Origin of the sequence: Kluyvera sp. CHPC 1.251, assembly GCF_036759945.1 — a bacterium.
Taxonomy (GTDB): Bacteria; Pseudomonadota; Gammaproteobacteria; order Enterobacterales; family Enterobacteriaceae; genus Kluyvera; species Kluyvera sichuanensis.
Genome location: NZ_JAPKIC010000001.1, coordinates 962,884 through 978,950 on the forward strand (window position 1 = coordinate 962,884; position 16,067 = coordinate 978,950).

Consider the following 16,067-nt stretch of genomic DNA (forward strand, 5'->3'; position numbering starts at 1 on the left):
CAGCTAGTATGGCGAGATGGCAACGCATTTTATGTCAATAGTATAAGTATTAGTTATCAGTACCGTAGCCCGGCCAGGCGGAGCGCCGCCGGGGATGTCCCGGAGTCGGCATTGCCTTGTCCGGGCTACGTGGCGTTGTGGACTAATGCAGGCGCTTATGCAAGGTGAAGCCCACCAGTAGCGCGCCGACCAGCAGCAGCGCGATAAACCCACCAACGCCGTTCCAACCGTAGTTATGCCAGAACACGCCGCCAAGCGTCCCGGCGATGCTGGAACCGAGGTAGTAGCTGAACAGATACAGCGACGACGCCTGGCCTCTGGCGCGCCGAGCGCGCGGGCCAATCCAGCTGCTGGCAACCGAGTGGGCGGCAAAGAACCCGGCGGAAAAGAGCAGCATACCGGGGAAAATCACCCATAGCGGCGAGAACAGCGTCAGCAACAGGCCGAGCAGCATTACCCCGGTAAAGAAGATCATCACCGGCCCGCGACCGTAGCGCGTGGTCATCATCCCCGCTTTTGGCGAGCTCCAGGTGCCGGTCAGATAGGCCACGGAGAGGAGACCAACCACCGCCTGGTTGAGCGACCACGGCGACAGCATCAGGCGATAGCCGATGTAGTTAAAGAGGGTGACGAATGCACCCATCAACAGAAAACCTTCAACAAACAGCAGCGGCAGGCCGCGATCGCGCCAGTGCAGATGCAGGTTAATCAGCAGCGTTTTCGGTTTTAGTGAGCTCGGACGGAAGTGGCGAGACTCCGGCAAAATGCGCCAGAACATCACCGCTGAAGCCAGCGCAAAGGCGCTGATAACCGCCAATGCTACGCGCCAGCCAAAGAAGTCAGTAAAGACCCCGGTCAACAGGCGTCCACTCATCCCGCCTATTGAGTTCCCGCTGATATACAGCCCCATCGAAAAGGCGACAAAGCTGGGGTGAATTTCTTCGCTCAGGTAGGTCATCCCGACCGCCGCCACGCCGCTAAGTGACAGGCCAATCAGCGCGCGCATTATCAGAATGCCGTGCCAGCTGGTCATCATTGTGGAGAGCAGCGAGCAGCAGGAGGCTAGCAGCAGCGCGGTGACCATCACCTTTTTACGGCCGATGGCATCGGAGAGCGGGCCGGTAAACAGCAGGCCGACCGCCAGCATTGCCGTCGAGATAGAGAGCGAAATACTGCTCCCCGCAGGTGAAATACCGAACTCATGCGACAGCACCGGCAGGATTGGCTGAACGCAGTACAACAGCGCGAAGGTTGCCAGCCCGGCAGAGAACAGCGCGAGCGTTACCCGAATAAAGGCGGGCGTACCACGGCGAATAAAAGCGTTTGACTGAAGGGGGGTATCATCGCGGACATCAATGGCAGGCGCGTCGTCTGCGGTGGTTGTGCGGCTCACGGGAAATCCTTGCATAAAACAGTGGGTAATATCGACTCAGGTCACATAATCAGAGTAGGAAATTGTAAATATTCTGTCTAATATATTAATAATCTCAATTGATACTTTTAAAATATGAATATTGAACTTCGCCATCTGCGTTATTTCATTGCCGTCGCCGAAGAGCTGCACTTTGGCCGCGCGGCGGCGCGGCTCAATATCTCCCAGCCGCCGTTAAGCCAGCAAATCCAGGTACTCGAGCAGCAGGTTGGGGCGCGGCTGTTTGCCCGAACCAACCGCAGCGTGAGCCTGACGGAAGCGGGGCGGCAGTTTCTTGCCGATAGCCGCCAGATTTTGCTGCAGGTGAACGAAGCGGCCGCGCGGGCAAGCCGTCTGCATCACGGGGAGACGGGAGAGTTACATATCGGCTTTACCTCTTCAGCGCCGTTTATCAAGGCGGTTTCTGACACGCTCTCTACCTTTCGTCAGCGCTACCCGGATGTGCATATCCAGACGCGAGAAACCAATACCCGGGAGCAGATTTCGCCGTTAACGGAGGGGGCGCTTGAGCTGGGCCTGATGCGCAATACCCAACTTCCTGACACCCTCGACTGGCAGGTGATCCTGCGCGAACCGCTGCTGGCGATGATTCACCGCGACCATCCGCTCGCTAATAAACCAGCGGTCAGCCTGGTGGAACTGGGGAAAGAGCCATTCGTCTTTTTTGATCCACATGTGGGCACCGGGCTGTATGACGATATTCTGGGTCTGATGCGCCGCTACGACGCGGTGCCGACCATCACGCAGGAGGTAGGCGAGGCGATGACGATTATCGGTCTGGTGGCTTCGGGCTTAGGGGTGTCGATACTGCCGGCGTCGTTTCGCCGGGTGCAGTTGCACGAAATGCGCTGGGTGCCGATTACCGAAGAGGATGCGGTGTCGGAAATGTGGCTGGTATGGTCTAAACACCATGAGCTTAGTCAGGCGGCACAGCGTTTCAAACAGCATCTGTTAAACGCGGCAAAGGTGAGCGTTTCGCTGTCAAATGTGTGAAAAATTGTGCAGTAAATCACAAGGCTAAGTAAAAATTTGACGCAGGGCGTTCAAGTACTTCACCATAGCCCAAAGTGTTTATTTCGAAGCGCGAAAATAAGGGAGTTTTTACGGTGGTAGCGGACAGTCAGCCAGGGCATATCGATCAAATCAAGCAGACCAACGCAGGGGCAGTTTATCGCCTTATTGATCAGCTCGGCCCGGTGTCGCGTATCGACCTTTCCCGCCTTGCGCAACTGGCCCCCGCCAGTATCACCAAAATTGTTCGCGAACTGCTGGAAGCTCACCTGGTTCAGGAAACGGAAATTCAGGAAGCGGGCAGCCGCGGCCGTCCTGCTGTGGGCCTGATGGTGGAAACGGAAGCCTGGCACTATCTTTCCGTGCGTATCAGCCGAGGCGTTATCCATCTGGCGCTGCGCGACCTCAGCAGTAAGCTGGTGGTGGAAGAGCAACTGGATCTGGCGCTGGAAGATGAGATCCCGTTCCTGACTCGGGTGGTGTCCCATATTGACCAGTTCTTTATTCGTCACCAGAGCCTGCTTGAACGTCTGACCGCGATTGCCATCACCCTGCCGGGTATTATCGATACCGAGAACGGCATTATTCATCGTATGCCATTTTATGATGTCACCGATGTTCCGCTGGGCGGTACGCTGGAGGCGCATACCGGCGTGCCGGTGTATATTCAGCACGATATCAGCGCCTGGACGATGGCCGAGGCGCTGTTTGGCGCATCACGCGGCGCGCGTGATGTGATTCAGGTGGTTATCGACCATAACGTCGGTGCCGGGGTGATTACCGATGGGCGTTTACTGCATGCTGGTAGCAGCAGTCTGGTGGAAATCGGGCATACCCAGGTCGATCCGTACGGTAAGCGCTGCTATTGCGGTAACCACGGTTGTCTGGAGACCATCGCCAGCGTGGAAAGCGTGATGGAACTGACTCAGGTGCGCATGCAGCAGTCGATGAGTTCCATGCTGCATCAAAAGCCGCTCAGCGTGGAGTGGCTGTGTCAGGCCGCGATGCAGGGTGATTTGCTGGCAAAGGATATCATCAGCAGCATTGGCACCAACGTCGGGCGAATCCTCGCCATTATGGTTAACCTGTTCAATCCGCAGAAAATTTTGATTGGCTCGCCGTTTAATCAGGCGGCCGATATCCTCTTCCCGGCGATTGGCGACTGCATTCGCCAGCAGTCGCTGCCCGCCTACAGCAAGCACATTGCGGTAGAGCAGACACAGTTCTCGAATCGCGGCACGATGGCGGGGGCGGCACTGGTAAAAGACGCGCTGTATAATGGAACATTGCTGATTAGACTGTTACAGGGTTAACAATTTTTAGCAGTTTTGCAAAAAATTGCGCTATCTCAATCTGACCCATTCGCACATCACGTAAACTTTCACTCCGTTGAATTATTCATTGCCATGATATTTTCATGGCGCAGGAGTGGGGTTAGTTTGTGATGCTTAATCGTTTCTTTATTACTGGTACTGATACTTCTGTCGGCAAGACGGTGGTTTCTCGTGCGCTTTTGCAGGCGCTCGCCGCCAGCGGGAAACGGGTGGCAGGATACAAACCAGTTGCCAAAGGCAGCAAGGAAACCGCAGAGGGGCTGCGCAATAAAGATGCGCTGGTTCTGCAGGCCGTTTCATCGCTGGACTTACCCTATGACGCTATCAACCCGATTGCGCTGAGCGAAGAAGAGAGCAGCGTCGCCCACAGTTGCCCTATCAACTACACCTTACTGTCTGACGGCCTGGCCAATCTGAGCCAGCAGGTCGATAACGTGGTGGTTGAAGGGACCGGCGGCTGGCGCAGCCTGATGAACGATTTGCGCCCGCTCTCGGAGTGGGTGGTGCAGGAACAATTGCCGGTGCTGATGGTGGTTGGCATTCAGGAAGGCTGCATTAACCATGCGTTGCTGACCGCTCAGGCCATCGCTAACGACGGTCTGCCGCTGATTGGCTGGGTAGCGAATCGTATCAACCCAGGCCTGGCACACTACGCGGAAATTATCGACGTCCTCAGCAAAAAGCTACCGGCACCGCTGGTGGGTGAGCTGCCGTACCTGCCGCGTCCGGAACAGCGTGAGCTGAGCCAGTACGTTGACTTAGCGATGCTCCGTAACGTGCTGACGGTAGATAGAATTCTGGCGTAAGGTTCGCGACAGTACCGACGCCAGTACGCAGGCAATCAGTAAACCGGGTAGTAACGTATACTGCCCGGTCATTTCACAAATCATCAGCGTTGACATAATCGGCGCATGCGTCGTTGCCGCCAGCAGCGTGGCCATCCCCGTGACCCCCAGCAGTATTGCCATCGCCTCATGGGCAGGAAACACCAGCCCCCACGTATTAGCAAACAAAATCCCCACAGCCAGGCCAATAAACAGCGTAGGGGTAAAGACCCCACCGGGCGCACCTGAGCCGCTGCTGGCAAGAATGGCGAGCAGTTTGCACACAAAAATCCCGGCGATAATAGCGAAGCTCGGCGGCGTCAGCAGAAAACCCTGCACCACGCTATAACCGTTGCCCCAGACGGCGGGTGTTAACAGCGAAAGCAAACCGACAAACAGCCCGCCAAGCGCGAGCTGCCAGGGGGGCGAGAGTTTCAGCCGCAGAAAGACCTGGTGGCTCGTGTCCATCAACCACATCAGCAACGGGCCACCCAGCCCACAGACCAGACCGGTAGCAAGCATCAGGGCGTAATGCGCGGCGGTGAGCGCGGGTAGGTCGCCAACGCGGTAGAGCAGCTCTGCGCCGCCGTTCATCAGTTGGGTGGTCAGTAGCGCCACTACGGCGGCAATCACCACCGGGCCGAGTGAGGCTAGCATCAGGGTGCCGAACAGGATCTCAGCGATAAACAGGCTACCCGCCAGCGGTGCGTGATAGGCGCTGGCCATCCCCGCAGCAGCACCGCAGGCAATCCACAATTTCCATTCATTTTTTGGCGTGAAGCGCTGGGCAAAAAAGGAGGCGGCGAGGGCAGCCAGCAGGATCATGGCTCCTTCCCGGCCGATGGCGCTACCGCTGATGACCACCAGCAGCGAGGCGGCGGATTTAATCAGGCTGGCACCCGTATCAAACTTGCCTTCGTCGCTTTCCAACGCTTCCATGTAGTCGGTTGGAGCGTGGGGGCGCTGGCGGGTGTGGCGCTGCCATGCCCATAACAGCATCCCGGCGGCAAGCCCGCCGAGAGCAGGGGTTATCAGCCGTCGCCACCACACCAGCCCTTCAGCGGCGTTGACCAGGCTGCCGCTGTCGTTGCTAAGAAATAGCCACTCCCCCAGATACATAGCGTGACGAAAGAGCGCCACCGCCAGCGCCGCGAGGACACCTACGACGGTGGCAATCAGCAGGCGACGAAACATCGCCGTAATATCGGGGTAGTGATGGAGACGCTGCATCGTTTTCCTGGTGGCTTAGCGGTACAGCTTTTTGTCAGCGACGGGGATCAGTAGCGAGGATTGCCACTGTGCCAGCGTTTGTTGTGCAAGCTGCCCCAGCGCAACAAAGAACGGATGATCGGCCTTCTCGGTAAACTCGGCGAGGAAGCGCGGCGCCCACGGCAGGAGATGCCAGGCCAGCAGTTGATTACAGGCGTCATCACGACCGTTTTCCAAAAGCCAGGCCGCCAGCATCAGCAGGGTGCCGAAGTGATCTTCCGGCTCGTTTTGCTCTACATCGAAAGCAATCTGGTTTTCACGCATCCACTGACGTAGCGCCAGAGTTGAGTCGCCAAACAGCACGTTTTCACGATCCAGCCAGACGGATCCCCACGGTGGTGACGGCAGCGCTGACGGCCCGATAAACAGGCGTTGCCAGGCTTGAGGAAGCGACTCATCACATTGCGCAGCAAACCCTGCGGAAAGAGTATCGGCATGTTCAACGGCATACGGCCACTGCTCAAGCCACTCACCGTCGGTGAACGCGGCAACCAGCGGCTCGGCGAGCGTGCTATCAGGTGCGAAATAGAACAGGGCACCCAGTACCCGGGCAGAGAACGCTAAGGCGTCGTTGTGCTGAACGTCATTCATTACTGCATTTCCTTATTGGGGCGCGGGAAACCTCCCGCGCCGATGATTTACCCGGCAATCGCCATGCCGACGGTCATATGCAGGCCATAGAACAGCCCGCGACCGATAAGTTCGCCAACCAGTACCAGTACTAACCCCAGCGCCAGCCCCACAGCGCGTGGCGGAACGCGGCGCAACAGCGGGCAGATCCAGCAGCCCAAACCTGCTGCCAGCAGGACAAAGCGCCACACCTGCAAGCTGCCCCAGTCCGGCAGCAGCGCGTTAGCTTGCTGAACCGAGCTGTGAATGAAGCCCAGCTCTGAGGTTTGCAGCACGACGACCGCCAGGCTGAGTAAATAGCCCAGCACGCTGACCGCGGCGAAGAATTTACCGTTAAACGGTACTTTCGCCAGTTTCAGCAGCAGCGCGGCAAACAGCGGCCCGGTGAGTAATATGGTTAAGAAGAACGATGCCGTCGTGTAACCATTATACCAGGTTGGTACGGTATCTATCTGATAAACACGCGTCATTGCCCAGACAAATAGTAGCCCAAGTACCATACTGACCAATAGCCAGACGCGCCCGAGCGCCGCAGGCATTTTCCCGAGGACTGACAGCAGCCACCAGAAACCGCCGACGGCAAAGAACACGGAGCCGCTGGCAATCTCATTACTCAGCGCCGATGCGCCCACGCGGTTCAACGAATTGAACGCCCGCAGCGGCGAGCCAAGGTGCAGCACCGAGGCGAAGAATGCTATTCCCATAATAACCCAAAGGAAAAACATAGTGAGCACAATACGGCGCCGATCCGCCGGTTCATGGCGCGCTGCCAGCCAGCCTAACCCAGTGACGATTGTCGCGCCTGCTACGCACTGCCCCAGCACGGTAAACAGCACCAGCGGCCATTCATGCCATCCACTTCCCATCTCACACCTCCTTCGGATTGGCCAGATAGCCAGTGGTATCGCCGCACGGACGTGCATTGGCGTTGGGTTTAATCACAATGCTAGGTTTGGTGAAGTGCGCGGACGGCAACGGCGCCACCGCCGCAAGCGTACCGTGCTTTTGACGCAGTTCTTCGATAGGCCCAAAGTCCAGCGCACGCAACGGGCAGGATTCCACGCAAATCGGCTTTTTGCCTTCCGCCACACGCTCATGACAACCGTCGCATTTGGTCATGTGACCTTTAGCTTCGTTGTACTGCGGCGCACCATATGGGCAGGCCATATGGCAGTATCGACAGCCGATGCAGACATCTTCGTTGACCACCACAAAGCCGTCTTCGCGTTTATGCATCGCGCCGCTTGGGCACACTTTGGTACAGGCCGGGTCTTCGCAGTGGTTACAGGCGATGGACAGATAGTAAGCAAAGACGTTCTGGTTCCAGACGCCGTTGTCTTCCTGCCAGTCGCCGCCCGCGTATTCGTAAATACGACGGAAACTAACGTCCGGAGTTAAGTCTTTGTAATCTTTACAGGCCAGCTCGCAGGTTTTACAACCGGTGCAGCGGGCCGAGTCGATGAAAAATCCGTATTGGGTGCTCATGGGCTAATCCTTATACCTTCTCGATCTCAACCAGGTTGGTATGCTGCGGGTTGCCTTTCGCCAGTGGAGAAGGGCGATGCGTGGTCAGCGTGTTGATGCAGGAGCCGTGGTCAATCCGGTCGCCGTTCATCTCGGCGTCGTGCCAGGCGCCCTGGCCCATTGCGGACACGCCCGGCATAATGCGCGGTGTGACTTTTGCCGGAATTCGCAACTCACCGCGGCCGTTAAACACGCGCACCATGTCGCCGTTCTGGATCCCGCGTTTTTGCGCATCCAGCGGATTTAGCCACACTTCCTGACGGCAGGCGGCTTTCAACACATCAACGTTGCCGTAGCTTGAGTGGGTGCGAGCTTTAAAGTGGAAACCAAACAGCTGTAGCGGGAAAGTGCCGCGCAGTGGGTCGTCCCAGCCTTCAAAGGTGGAGGCGTAAACCGGCAGCGGGCTGATGGTTTCATCTTTCTCAAGCTGCCATTTCGCGGCGATATCGGCCAGGCGGCTGGAGTAGATTTCAATTTTGCCCGACGGCGTTTTTAACGGATTGGCCTCTGGGTCTTTGCGGAAGCTCTGGTAGGCGACAAAGTGCCCGTTCGGGTCTTTGCGCTTGTAGATGCCCATCTTTTTGAGCTCATCATAGGTCGGCAAATCCGTGTCTTTGGCGCGCATTTTGGCATACAGATATTGCAGCCACTGCTCCTGAGTACGCCCTTCGGTGAACTTCTGATACACATCGTCGCCCAGACGTTTCGCCACTTCACTTAAGATCCAGTAGATCGGTTTGCGTTCGAATTTTGGCGCCGTTGCCGGCTGGATAAAGATCAGGTAGCCCATATTCCCTGCGTAGTCGTTAGGAATAATATCTTCCTGTTCAACGGTCATCAGGTCAGGCAGCAGGATATCGGCGTACTTCGCCGAGGCGGTCATAAAGTTCTCAATCACCACGATCATTTCGCATTTGCTGTCGTCCTGCAATATCTCGTGGGTTTTATTGATATCCGAGTGCTGGTTAATGATGGTATTGCCTGCATAGTTCCAGAAGAACTTGATAGGCACGTCCAGTTTATCTTTGCCGCGCACGCCGTCGCGGGTGGCGGTCATCTCGGCACCGTGGTCAATCGCATCGGTCCAGGTAAAGCAGGAGATAGCCGTTTTGACCGGGTTTTCCAGCACCGGGAAACGCTCTATGGTGATGGTATAGGTCGATTCGCGCGCGCCGCTGTTACCGCCGTTAATACCGACATTACCGGTCAGAATCGGCAGCATGGCAATTGCACGGGCAGAGAGCTCGCCGTTTGCCTGACGCTGCGGCCCCCAACCCTGGCAGATATAGGCCGGCTTAGCGCTGCCGATTTCACGTGCCAGCTTGATGATTCTGTCAGCAGGAATACCGGTAATGCTCGATGCCCACTGCGGGGTTTTCGCTACGCCGTCATCGCCCTGACCGAGAATATACGCCTTATAGTGACCGTTGACCGGCGCGCCTTCCGGTAGGGTTTTCTCGTCGTAACCAACGCAGTACTTATCAAGGAACGGCTGATCGACCAGGTTCTCGTCAATCAGTACCCAGGCAATGCCAGCCACTAGCGCGGCGTCGGTACCCGGACGAATCGGGATCCACTCATCTTCGCGGCCAGCAGCGGTATCGGTATAGCGCGGATCGATAACGATCATGCGCGCATTTGAGCGTTCGCGAGCTTGTTCAAGATAATAGGTGATGCCGCCGCCGCTCATGCGAGTTTCCGCCGGGTTGTTGCCGAACATCACCACCAGTTTACTGTTTTCGATATCGGAAGTGCTGTTGCCGTCATTGGTGCCGTAGGTATACGGCCTGGCGCAGGCAATCTGGGCGGTACTGTAGGTGCCGTACTGGTTGAGCGAGCCGCCGTAGCAGTTCATCAGGCGCATCACGGCGGAGCCGGAAGGTGAGGAGCGAGTGATATTGCCGCCGACGATACCGGAAGAGTAGTTAATGTAGACGGATTCGTTGCCGTAATCTTTCACTACGCGTTTGAGGTTGCTGGCGATCGTGTCCAGCGCTTCATCCCAGCTAATGCGCTCGAATTTACCTTCGCCGCGTTTACCCACGCGCTTCATCGGATAGTTCAGGCGATCGGGATGGTTGATGCGGCGGCGAATAGAACGCCCGCGCAGGCAGGCGCGTACCTGGTGATCGCCATAGACGTCGTGGCCAGTATTGTCGGTTTCGACCCAATAGACCTCGTCGTCTTTCACATGCAGGCGCAGCGCGCAGCGACTGCCGCAGTTGACTGAACAGGCGCCCCAGACCACTTTGTCCTCCGGCTGGCTGGCCTGATGCACGGCGGCAGCCGTCGCGCGTAAAGAGAAGGGGAGCGAGAGACCGCCCGCTGCGAATGCTAAGGAGCCGATAGCCGACGATTTAATGAGGGTGCGTCGGCTTAGCCCCCCTGGCTTTTCCTGATCAGACATTACTCACTCCATTATTTTTGTTTAATGATTCCAGCGTGAAATTAAAAACCTGCTAACAATGGAGAGGAATGATACCTGGTTGGTGGTATACAAGTATTAATCCCGGTCAAAACATAAGGTCATCCTGATAGGGTATTTGCGCGGCGGCGTTTGCCAGGTGAAGAGGTCATGTGCATAATTGTTTTACAACATAAAAACAGTTTTGTTACGGTCTGCGGGTTCCCGCAGGCTGGTTTTCTTACCGCTAATCCGTTACTTATGGAACCTACCCATGCAGGATATTGATTCGTCCGTTATTCCGATGCCCGCGATTGAGACGGTCACGGTTCCCTACAAAGGGTTAAATTTTTTGCGCCCCGAAATTTTGCTCGATTTTATCAGCGTAACGGACGGCAAAGTCCTCGCCGTGACGCCGGTTGCCGTGCTCTATTCCACCATTGGGGTACTGAGATCCGCTGAGTTGCGCAAAATTCCGGTGCTGGTATCCGGGCGCGTGGTGTATCCCATTAGTTCTCAGACGCTGCCGTGTCTGCACTCGAAATTAACCATTAACACCACGTCGCAAAAGCTGCGTTTTCAGGGCGGGCTGGATGCGCTTTCTGACGATCATTCGCTGCGCGATGGCGTGCTGATTGGGATTGCGCTGGATTTTGTCGTGGAGAAGAAGGGCTAAACGACACCGCCTCTCAAGTGAGGCGGTAGCGCATTACTGGGCGTTATCGGTGCGGGTGTAGAGAATTTTAAAGGTGTCATTTGCGCAGTGTCCGACGACCTGTGCCCCTTGCTGATCGGCCTGATCGTTAGGCACGATATCAAGAGTAAAGGCGCTTTCAGCGACGCCGTTTTGCATGATCTTCTGCTGAATGTCGCTCCTGACACGTTCACAGGAATCAGGTACGGCGGCCAGTGCGGGCATAGCGCCTGCGAGCAGTAGTGCCAGTATCCAACGTGAAGACAGCATGATCGGCTCCTTTTCATAAGATTCGTGAAAAGTATAGCAGCGCGGGTGTAAGCGTTTGTCTTTAAATCTCATTTTCTGATATTTCTTAGCCATGGCGGTTATTTTTTGATTTCCGTCTGACCAGACTATAAACAATTATATATTGCTAATATAATTGAATAAATTCCCGAAACAGGATTGTGGTGTGAAGAAACTGATTTTACTGGCCTCGGCGCTTGCCGTACTGAGCGGCTGTGATAACAGCACCACGCCGGCCGCGTTCACCCCGGAAATGGCAAGTTTTTCTAACGAATTCGACTTTGACCCACTGCGTGGTCCGGTGAAGGATTTCAGCCAGACGCTGCTTAACGAAAAAGGCGAGGTGGCAAAGCGGGTGAGCGCACAGCTGTCGCCGGAAGGTTGTTTCGATATGCTGGAGTTTCATGATATCGAACAGGATACTGGCGCACTGCTGGTATTGAACGCTAACTATTATCTTGACGGCGTTACCCACGAGAAACGCGTGCGATTACAGGGCAAATGCCAGTTGGCTGAATTCCCTTCGGCGGGTGTGAAATGGGAAACCGACGACAACGGCTTTGTGGTCAAAGCGCTCGGTAAAGATAGCGAGGTGGATTACCGCTATGACAATGAAGGGTATCCGTTGGGCAAAGTGTCTACGTTAAAAGGGGTCACGCTGTCGGTTATCTCAACCCCATCGCAGGATTCGCGTAAAAAGCTCGACTACACCGCCGTGAGTATGCTCAATAAACAGCCGGCGGGTAACGTTACGCAAAGCTGTGACTACGATCGCCACGATAATCCGGTGAGCTGTGATTTAGAGGTGGTGGACCAGAGCGTGAAGCCGTCGGTGACGCAGCGCTACACCATCAAAAACACCATTGAGTATTACTGATGTGAATAGATAATTGGCAAAGAAAAGGGCGCTGAGAAGCGCCCTTTTTTGCTGCGATTAGCGAACAACGCGCCCGGTTGAGCGGTCAAGGCAGCGCAGGGTGTTGGGTTCCCAGTACGCATTCACGTTGGTGCTTTTCAGGCAATTGTCGCGGGCATCAAAAGCAACATCTGCTTTATCCCACTCTTTTTCAGCGCGTTTGTTCACTTTCTGGCGCAGCTGACGGGTGTCGTTCCATTGTTCTTTATCCATCGCCGCGTTCTGGCGACTCTGTGCGCTATCGCCAGATTCAATAACCAGTTTGTTGGTTTCAGCAGAAGCGGAGGCGGTGTACACAATGGCACCCAGCGTCAGCATAGCCGTCAGGCAAAGGCGTTTGCTAAGTGTAATTTTCATCGGTGAGTTCCTTTAACGTGGTGAATACGATGACTCCTGAAAGCAGTCTACTACAACTCTGGCGACGGGCATACCCGCGAAAATCCCGTGGTCGAATCCGGTTGATTTTTGCGTATCATAGGGAAATTCGTATGTTGATGAAGATAAACGATGTTAAAAACTTCGCTGCTCTTTTTTGCTACCGCGCTGTGTGAAATTATCGGCTGCTATTTACCGTGGTTATGGTTGAAGCGGGGGGCGACGCCGCTGTTGCTGGTGCCGGCAGGGTTAGCGCTGGCCCTGTTTGTCTGGCTGCTCACGCTGCATCCCGCCGCCAGTGGCCGCGTTTATGCCGCATATGGCGGGGTGTATATCTTTACTGCTCTGCTATGGTTGCGGGTCGTTGAAGGCGAGAAGCTGACGATGTATGACTGGCTCGGTGCCGCCGTTGCACTTTGCGGGATGCTGATTATCGTCGCCGGTTGGGGACGCGCTTGACGCCTGGCCCGAAAGGGCCAGAACCCTTCTTTTTTACTTCGTCGTTCTCGATTTTTTGTCTCAGTCCATCCTCTGATTTTTGTGATCTTATCCAGTAAATCTCGATATTTATACTTGTATGGTAGTAGAGCAAGGCGTAAGTTCGCCTCACTAACCGATGAGATGTAAAGCTAAGGATTGAAAATGAAAATTGTGGGCGCTGAGGTTTTTGTAACCTGTCCTGGACGTAACTTTGTCACGCTGAAAATTACCACCGATAGCGGCTTAGTCGGCTATGGTGACGCAACGTTAAATGGCCGCGAGCTGTCCGTTGCTTCTTATCTGAAGGATCACTTGTGCCCACAGCTGGTGGGGCGTGATGCGCATCGTATCGAAGATATCTGGCAGTTCTTCTATAAAGGCGCTTACTGGCGTCGCGGCCCGGTAACCATGTCCGCTATCTCTGCTGTCGATATGGCGCTGTGGGACATTAAAGCTAAAGCCGCCAATATGCCGCTGTACCAGTTGCTGGGCGGTGCGTCCCGTGAGGGCGTGATGGTGTACTGCCACACCACCGGTCATACCATTGATGATGTACTGGAGGATTACGCGCGTCATAAGGAGATGGGCTTTAAAGCCATTCGTGTTCAGTGTGGCGTACCCGGCATGAAAACCACCTACGGGATGTCCAAAGGAAAAGGGCTGGCGTACGAACCGGCAACTAAAGGCCAGTGGCCGGATGAGCAACTGTGGTCTACCGAGAAGTATCTCGATTTTACACCGAAGCTGTTTGATGCGGTGCGTAATCAGTTTGGTTTTGACGAGCATCTGCTGCATGACATGCACCACCGTCTGACCCCGATTGAAGCCGCGCGCTTTGGTAAAAGCATCGAACAATACCGCTTGTTCTGGATGGAAGATCCAACGCCTGCGGAGAATCAGGAATGTTTCCGTCTCATTCGCCAGCATACCGTCACGCCAATTGCGGTCGGCGAAGTGTTCAACAGCATCTGGGATTGCAAACAGCTGATTGAAGAGCAGTTGATTGACTATATCCGCACCACCATTACTCACGCAGGCGGCATCACCGGCATGCGTCGTATTGCCGACTTTGCATCGCTGTATCAGGTACGTACTGGCTCTCACGGCCCGTCCGATCTTTCTCCAGTCTGCATGGCCGCTGCACTGCACTTTGACCTGTGGGTACCAAACTTCGGCGTTCAGGAATACATGGGCTACTCAGAGCAGATGCTGGAAGTCTTCCCGCATAACTGGACCTTCGATAATGGCTATATGCACCCAGGCGACAAACCGGGCTTAGGCATTGAGTTTGACGAAAAACTGGCCGCGAAATATCCGTACGACCCTGCCTATCTGCCGGTAGCTCGTCTGGAAGATGGCACGTTGTGGAACTGGTAATAAGGAACGAGAAATGAAAAGTATCGTGATTAAACAGCCTGAAGCGTTGGTTATTGAAGAACGGACATTACCAGAACCTGGCGTTGGTGAAGTCCGCGTTAAAGTGAAAATAGCCGGTATCTGCGGATCTGATAGCCATATCTATCGTGGTCATAATCCCTTTGCCCGTTATCCGCGCGTGATTGGACACGAATTTTTCGGCGTCATTGATGCTGTGGGTGAGGGCGTTGCTGATAAAAAGATCGGCCAGCGTGTATGTGTCGATCCGGTCATTAGCTGTGGCCATTGCTATCCGTGCTCGGTGGGTAAACCTAACGTGTGCACTTCGCTGGTGGTACTCGGCGTTCATCGTGATGGCGGTTTCAGTGAATATGCCGTCGTCCCGGCGAAAAATGCCTGGTCCGTTGCCGATAATATTGCCGATCATCACGCCGTTATGGTTGAGCCATTTACTATTGCAGCGAACGTCACCGGCCAGGTGAACCCGACAGACGCTGATGTGGCATTAATTTATGGCGCAGGCCCAATGGGGCTAACGACGTTACAGGCGTTAAAAGGTGTCTATCGCGTTAAGCAGGTTATCGTCGCTGACCGAATCAATGAACGACTGGCCATGGCCGAGCGCTGCGGTGCTGATTGGGTCATTAACAACGGTGATAAACCGCTGGCTGAATGGCTGGATGAAAAGGGCATTAAACCGACGTTGATTGTCGATGCCGCATGTCATCCGACAATTTTGCAAGAAGCCATCACCCTGGCTTCTCCGGCTGCCCGTATTGTCCTGATGGGCTTCTCCAGTGACCCATCGACTATTACTCAACAAGGTATCACAGGCAAGGAACTCTCCATTTATTCTTCGCGACTCAATGCGAATAAATTCCCGGTAGTCCTTGAGTGGTTAGAAAAAGGATTGATTGATCCTGACAAACTGATTACGCATTACTTTGACTATCACCATGTCGTTGATGCAATCGAATTGTTTGAAAAGGATCAAAAATCCTGCTGCAAGGTCTTACTCACGTTTAATTAATAATAACGAGATCATGCGATTAAGCCGTACGCATCTTACCCGGAGATGATTGCAATGACGCAATTAGCACATGAAAGAACGACATCTGATTTAGTGAGGGCCGCCGTATCCGGTTGGCTGGGGACTGCATTAGAGTTTATGGATTTTCAGCTCTATGGTAGGAATGTTGATGATTTATAAAGATATTATGCAGCGGTCATTTTGCTCTGGGGCATGGTTGGGGCAAAGTCGCTCAATTTTGAGCTTAACATTGCGATCTGGTCCATGTTGTTTTCCTCCATCCACTTCCCGTAGACCTGAAAAACCATCTGCGCATCTGCATGCCCCATCTGGTTGGCAATGAAGTTCGGGTTTGCTCCGGCCGAAAGAGACCAGCAAGCATATGTATGCCTGGACTGATATGATTTCCTGTGGCGAAGGCCTGTGAATCGCCACGGGTTTAACAGACACCTCAGAGTCATTTAAGATGACTTAAAGAG

The 16,067-nt window shown here is 54.7% G+C and carries 16 protein-coding genes and 1 pseudogene; 8 read left to right on the top strand and 9 right to left on the bottom strand.

Annotation, left to right across the window (positions count from 1 at the left end):
- Positions 1-142 precede the first annotated feature (142 nt).
- A complete protein-coding gene (locus tag V6940_RS04350) occupies positions 143-1,393 on the bottom strand; it encodes an MFS transporter (RefSeq protein ID WP_185669067.1) in 1,251 nt (416 codons plus the stop codon).
- A gap of 114 nt (positions 1,394-1,507) precedes the next feature.
- Here V6940_RS04350 and V6940_RS04355 point away from each other — a divergent pair, with 114 nt between their 5' ends.
- The 3 genes from V6940_RS04355 (at position 1,508) to bioD (ending at position 4,583) form a co-directional block, all read left to right on the top strand.
- Positions 1,508-2,425 (top strand): LysR family transcriptional regulator, encoded by a 918-nt coding sequence (locus V6940_RS04355; RefSeq protein WP_333494963.1) that lies wholly within the window; start codon positions 1,508-1,510, stop codon positions 2,423-2,425.
- Between the two features lie 113 nt (positions 2,426-2,538).
- Entirely contained in the window at positions 2,539-3,756 is a 1,218-nt protein-coding gene (mlc, locus tag V6940_RS04360) for a sugar metabolism global transcriptional regulator Mlc (protein WP_333494964.1), read from the top strand.
- 131 nt (positions 3,757-3,887) lie between these two features.
- A complete protein-coding gene (gene bioD, locus V6940_RS04365) occupies positions 3,888-4,583 on the top strand; it encodes a dethiobiotin synthase (RefSeq protein ID WP_185669100.1) in 696 nt (231 codons plus the stop codon).
- Here the strand turns inward: bioD and clcB are convergent.
- From clcB to ynfE, 5 genes are read right to left on the bottom strand one after another with little or no spacing between them, the layout of a single operon-like run.
- Positions 4,536-5,831, bottom strand: a complete 1,296-nt coding sequence (gene clcB / locus V6940_RS04370) for a voltage-gated ClC-type chloride channel ClcB (RefSeq protein WP_333494965.1) — start codon at positions 5,829-5,831, stop codon at positions 4,536-4,538. The genes bioD and clcB overlap by 48 nt on opposite strands.
- Before the next feature lie 15 nt (positions 5,832-5,846).
- The gene (gene dmsD / locus V6940_RS04375; protein WP_333494966.1) at positions 5,847-6,461 is read right to left on the bottom strand and encodes a Tat proofreading chaperone DmsD; all 615 of its coding nucleotides are present in this window, start codon (positions 6,459-6,461) and stop codon (positions 5,847-5,849) included.
- 47 nt (positions 6,462-6,508) lie between these two features.
- Positions 6,509-7,366: a dimethyl sulfoxide reductase anchor subunit family protein gene (locus V6940_RS04380; RefSeq protein ID WP_333494967.1), complete on the bottom strand. Its 858-nt coding sequence runs from the start codon at positions 7,364-7,366 to the stop codon at positions 6,509-6,511.
- A gap of 1 nt (position 7,367) precedes the next feature.
- On the bottom strand, positions 7,368-7,985 hold the full coding sequence (locus V6940_RS04385; RefSeq protein WP_185669061.1) for a DMSO/selenate family reductase complex B subunit: 618 nt from the start codon (positions 7,983-7,985) through the stop codon (positions 7,368-7,370).
- A gap of 10 nt (positions 7,986-7,995) precedes the next feature.
- Positions 7,996-10,431: a selenate/tellurate reductase subunit YnfE gene (gene ynfE / locus V6940_RS04390; protein WP_333494968.1), complete on the bottom strand. Its 2,436-nt coding sequence runs from the start codon at positions 10,429-10,431 to the stop codon at positions 7,996-7,998.
- Positions 10,432-10,702: 271 nt separating this feature from the next.
- Here ynfE and V6940_RS04395 point away from each other — a divergent pair, with 271 nt between their 5' ends.
- A complete protein-coding gene (locus V6940_RS04395; protein ID WP_333494969.1) occupies positions 10,703-11,104 on the top strand; it encodes a dTDP-glucose pyrophosphorylase in 402 nt (133 codons plus the stop codon).
- Positions 11,105-11,137: 33 nt separating this feature from the next.
- On the opposite strand, the gene V6940_RS04400 is transcribed toward V6940_RS04395, so the two are convergent.
- On the bottom strand, positions 11,138-11,392 hold the full coding sequence (locus tag V6940_RS04400; protein WP_333494970.1) for a DUF1161 domain-containing protein: 255 nt from the start codon (positions 11,390-11,392) through the stop codon (positions 11,138-11,140).
- A gap of 184 nt (positions 11,393-11,576) precedes the next feature.
- Here V6940_RS04400 and V6940_RS04405 point away from each other — a divergent pair, with 184 nt between their 5' ends.
- On the top strand, positions 11,577-12,287 hold the full coding sequence (locus V6940_RS04405; protein ID WP_333494971.1) for a YnfC family lipoprotein: 711 nt from the start codon (positions 11,577-11,579) through the stop codon (positions 12,285-12,287).
- A 57-nt stretch (positions 12,288-12,344) separates the two neighbouring features.
- Here V6940_RS04405 and V6940_RS04410 read toward each other — a convergent pair whose 3' ends face one another.
- Positions 12,345-12,683 (bottom strand): DUF1283 family protein, encoded by a 339-nt coding sequence (locus tag V6940_RS04410; protein ID WP_185669057.1) that lies wholly within the window; start codon positions 12,681-12,683, stop codon positions 12,345-12,347.
- A gap of 150 nt (positions 12,684-12,833) precedes the next feature.
- Here V6940_RS04410 and V6940_RS04415 point away from each other — a divergent pair, with 150 nt between their 5' ends.
- From V6940_RS04415 to V6940_RS04425, 3 genes are all read left to right on the top strand, one after another.
- A complete protein-coding gene (locus V6940_RS04415) occupies positions 12,834-13,160 on the top strand; it encodes a YnfA family protein (protein WP_333494972.1) in 327 nt (108 codons plus the stop codon).
- Positions 13,161-13,343: 183 nt separating this feature from the next.
- Positions 13,344-14,558 (top strand): starvation-sensing protein RspA, encoded by a 1,215-nt coding sequence (rspA, locus tag V6940_RS04420; RefSeq protein ID WP_333494973.1) that lies wholly within the window; start codon positions 13,344-13,346, stop codon positions 14,556-14,558.
- Positions 14,559-14,571: 13 nt separating this feature from the next.
- Entirely contained in the window at positions 14,572-15,588 is a 1,017-nt protein-coding gene (locus V6940_RS04425; RefSeq protein WP_333494974.1) for a Zn-dependent oxidoreductase, read from the top strand.
- Positions 15,589-15,773: 185 nt separating this feature from the next.
- Here V6940_RS04425 and V6940_RS04430 read toward each other — a convergent pair.
- Positions 15,774-16,010 (bottom strand): annotated as a pseudogene (locus tag V6940_RS04430) (site-specific integrase); the annotation flags it as partial.
- Positions 16,011-16,067 lie beyond the last annotated feature (57 nt).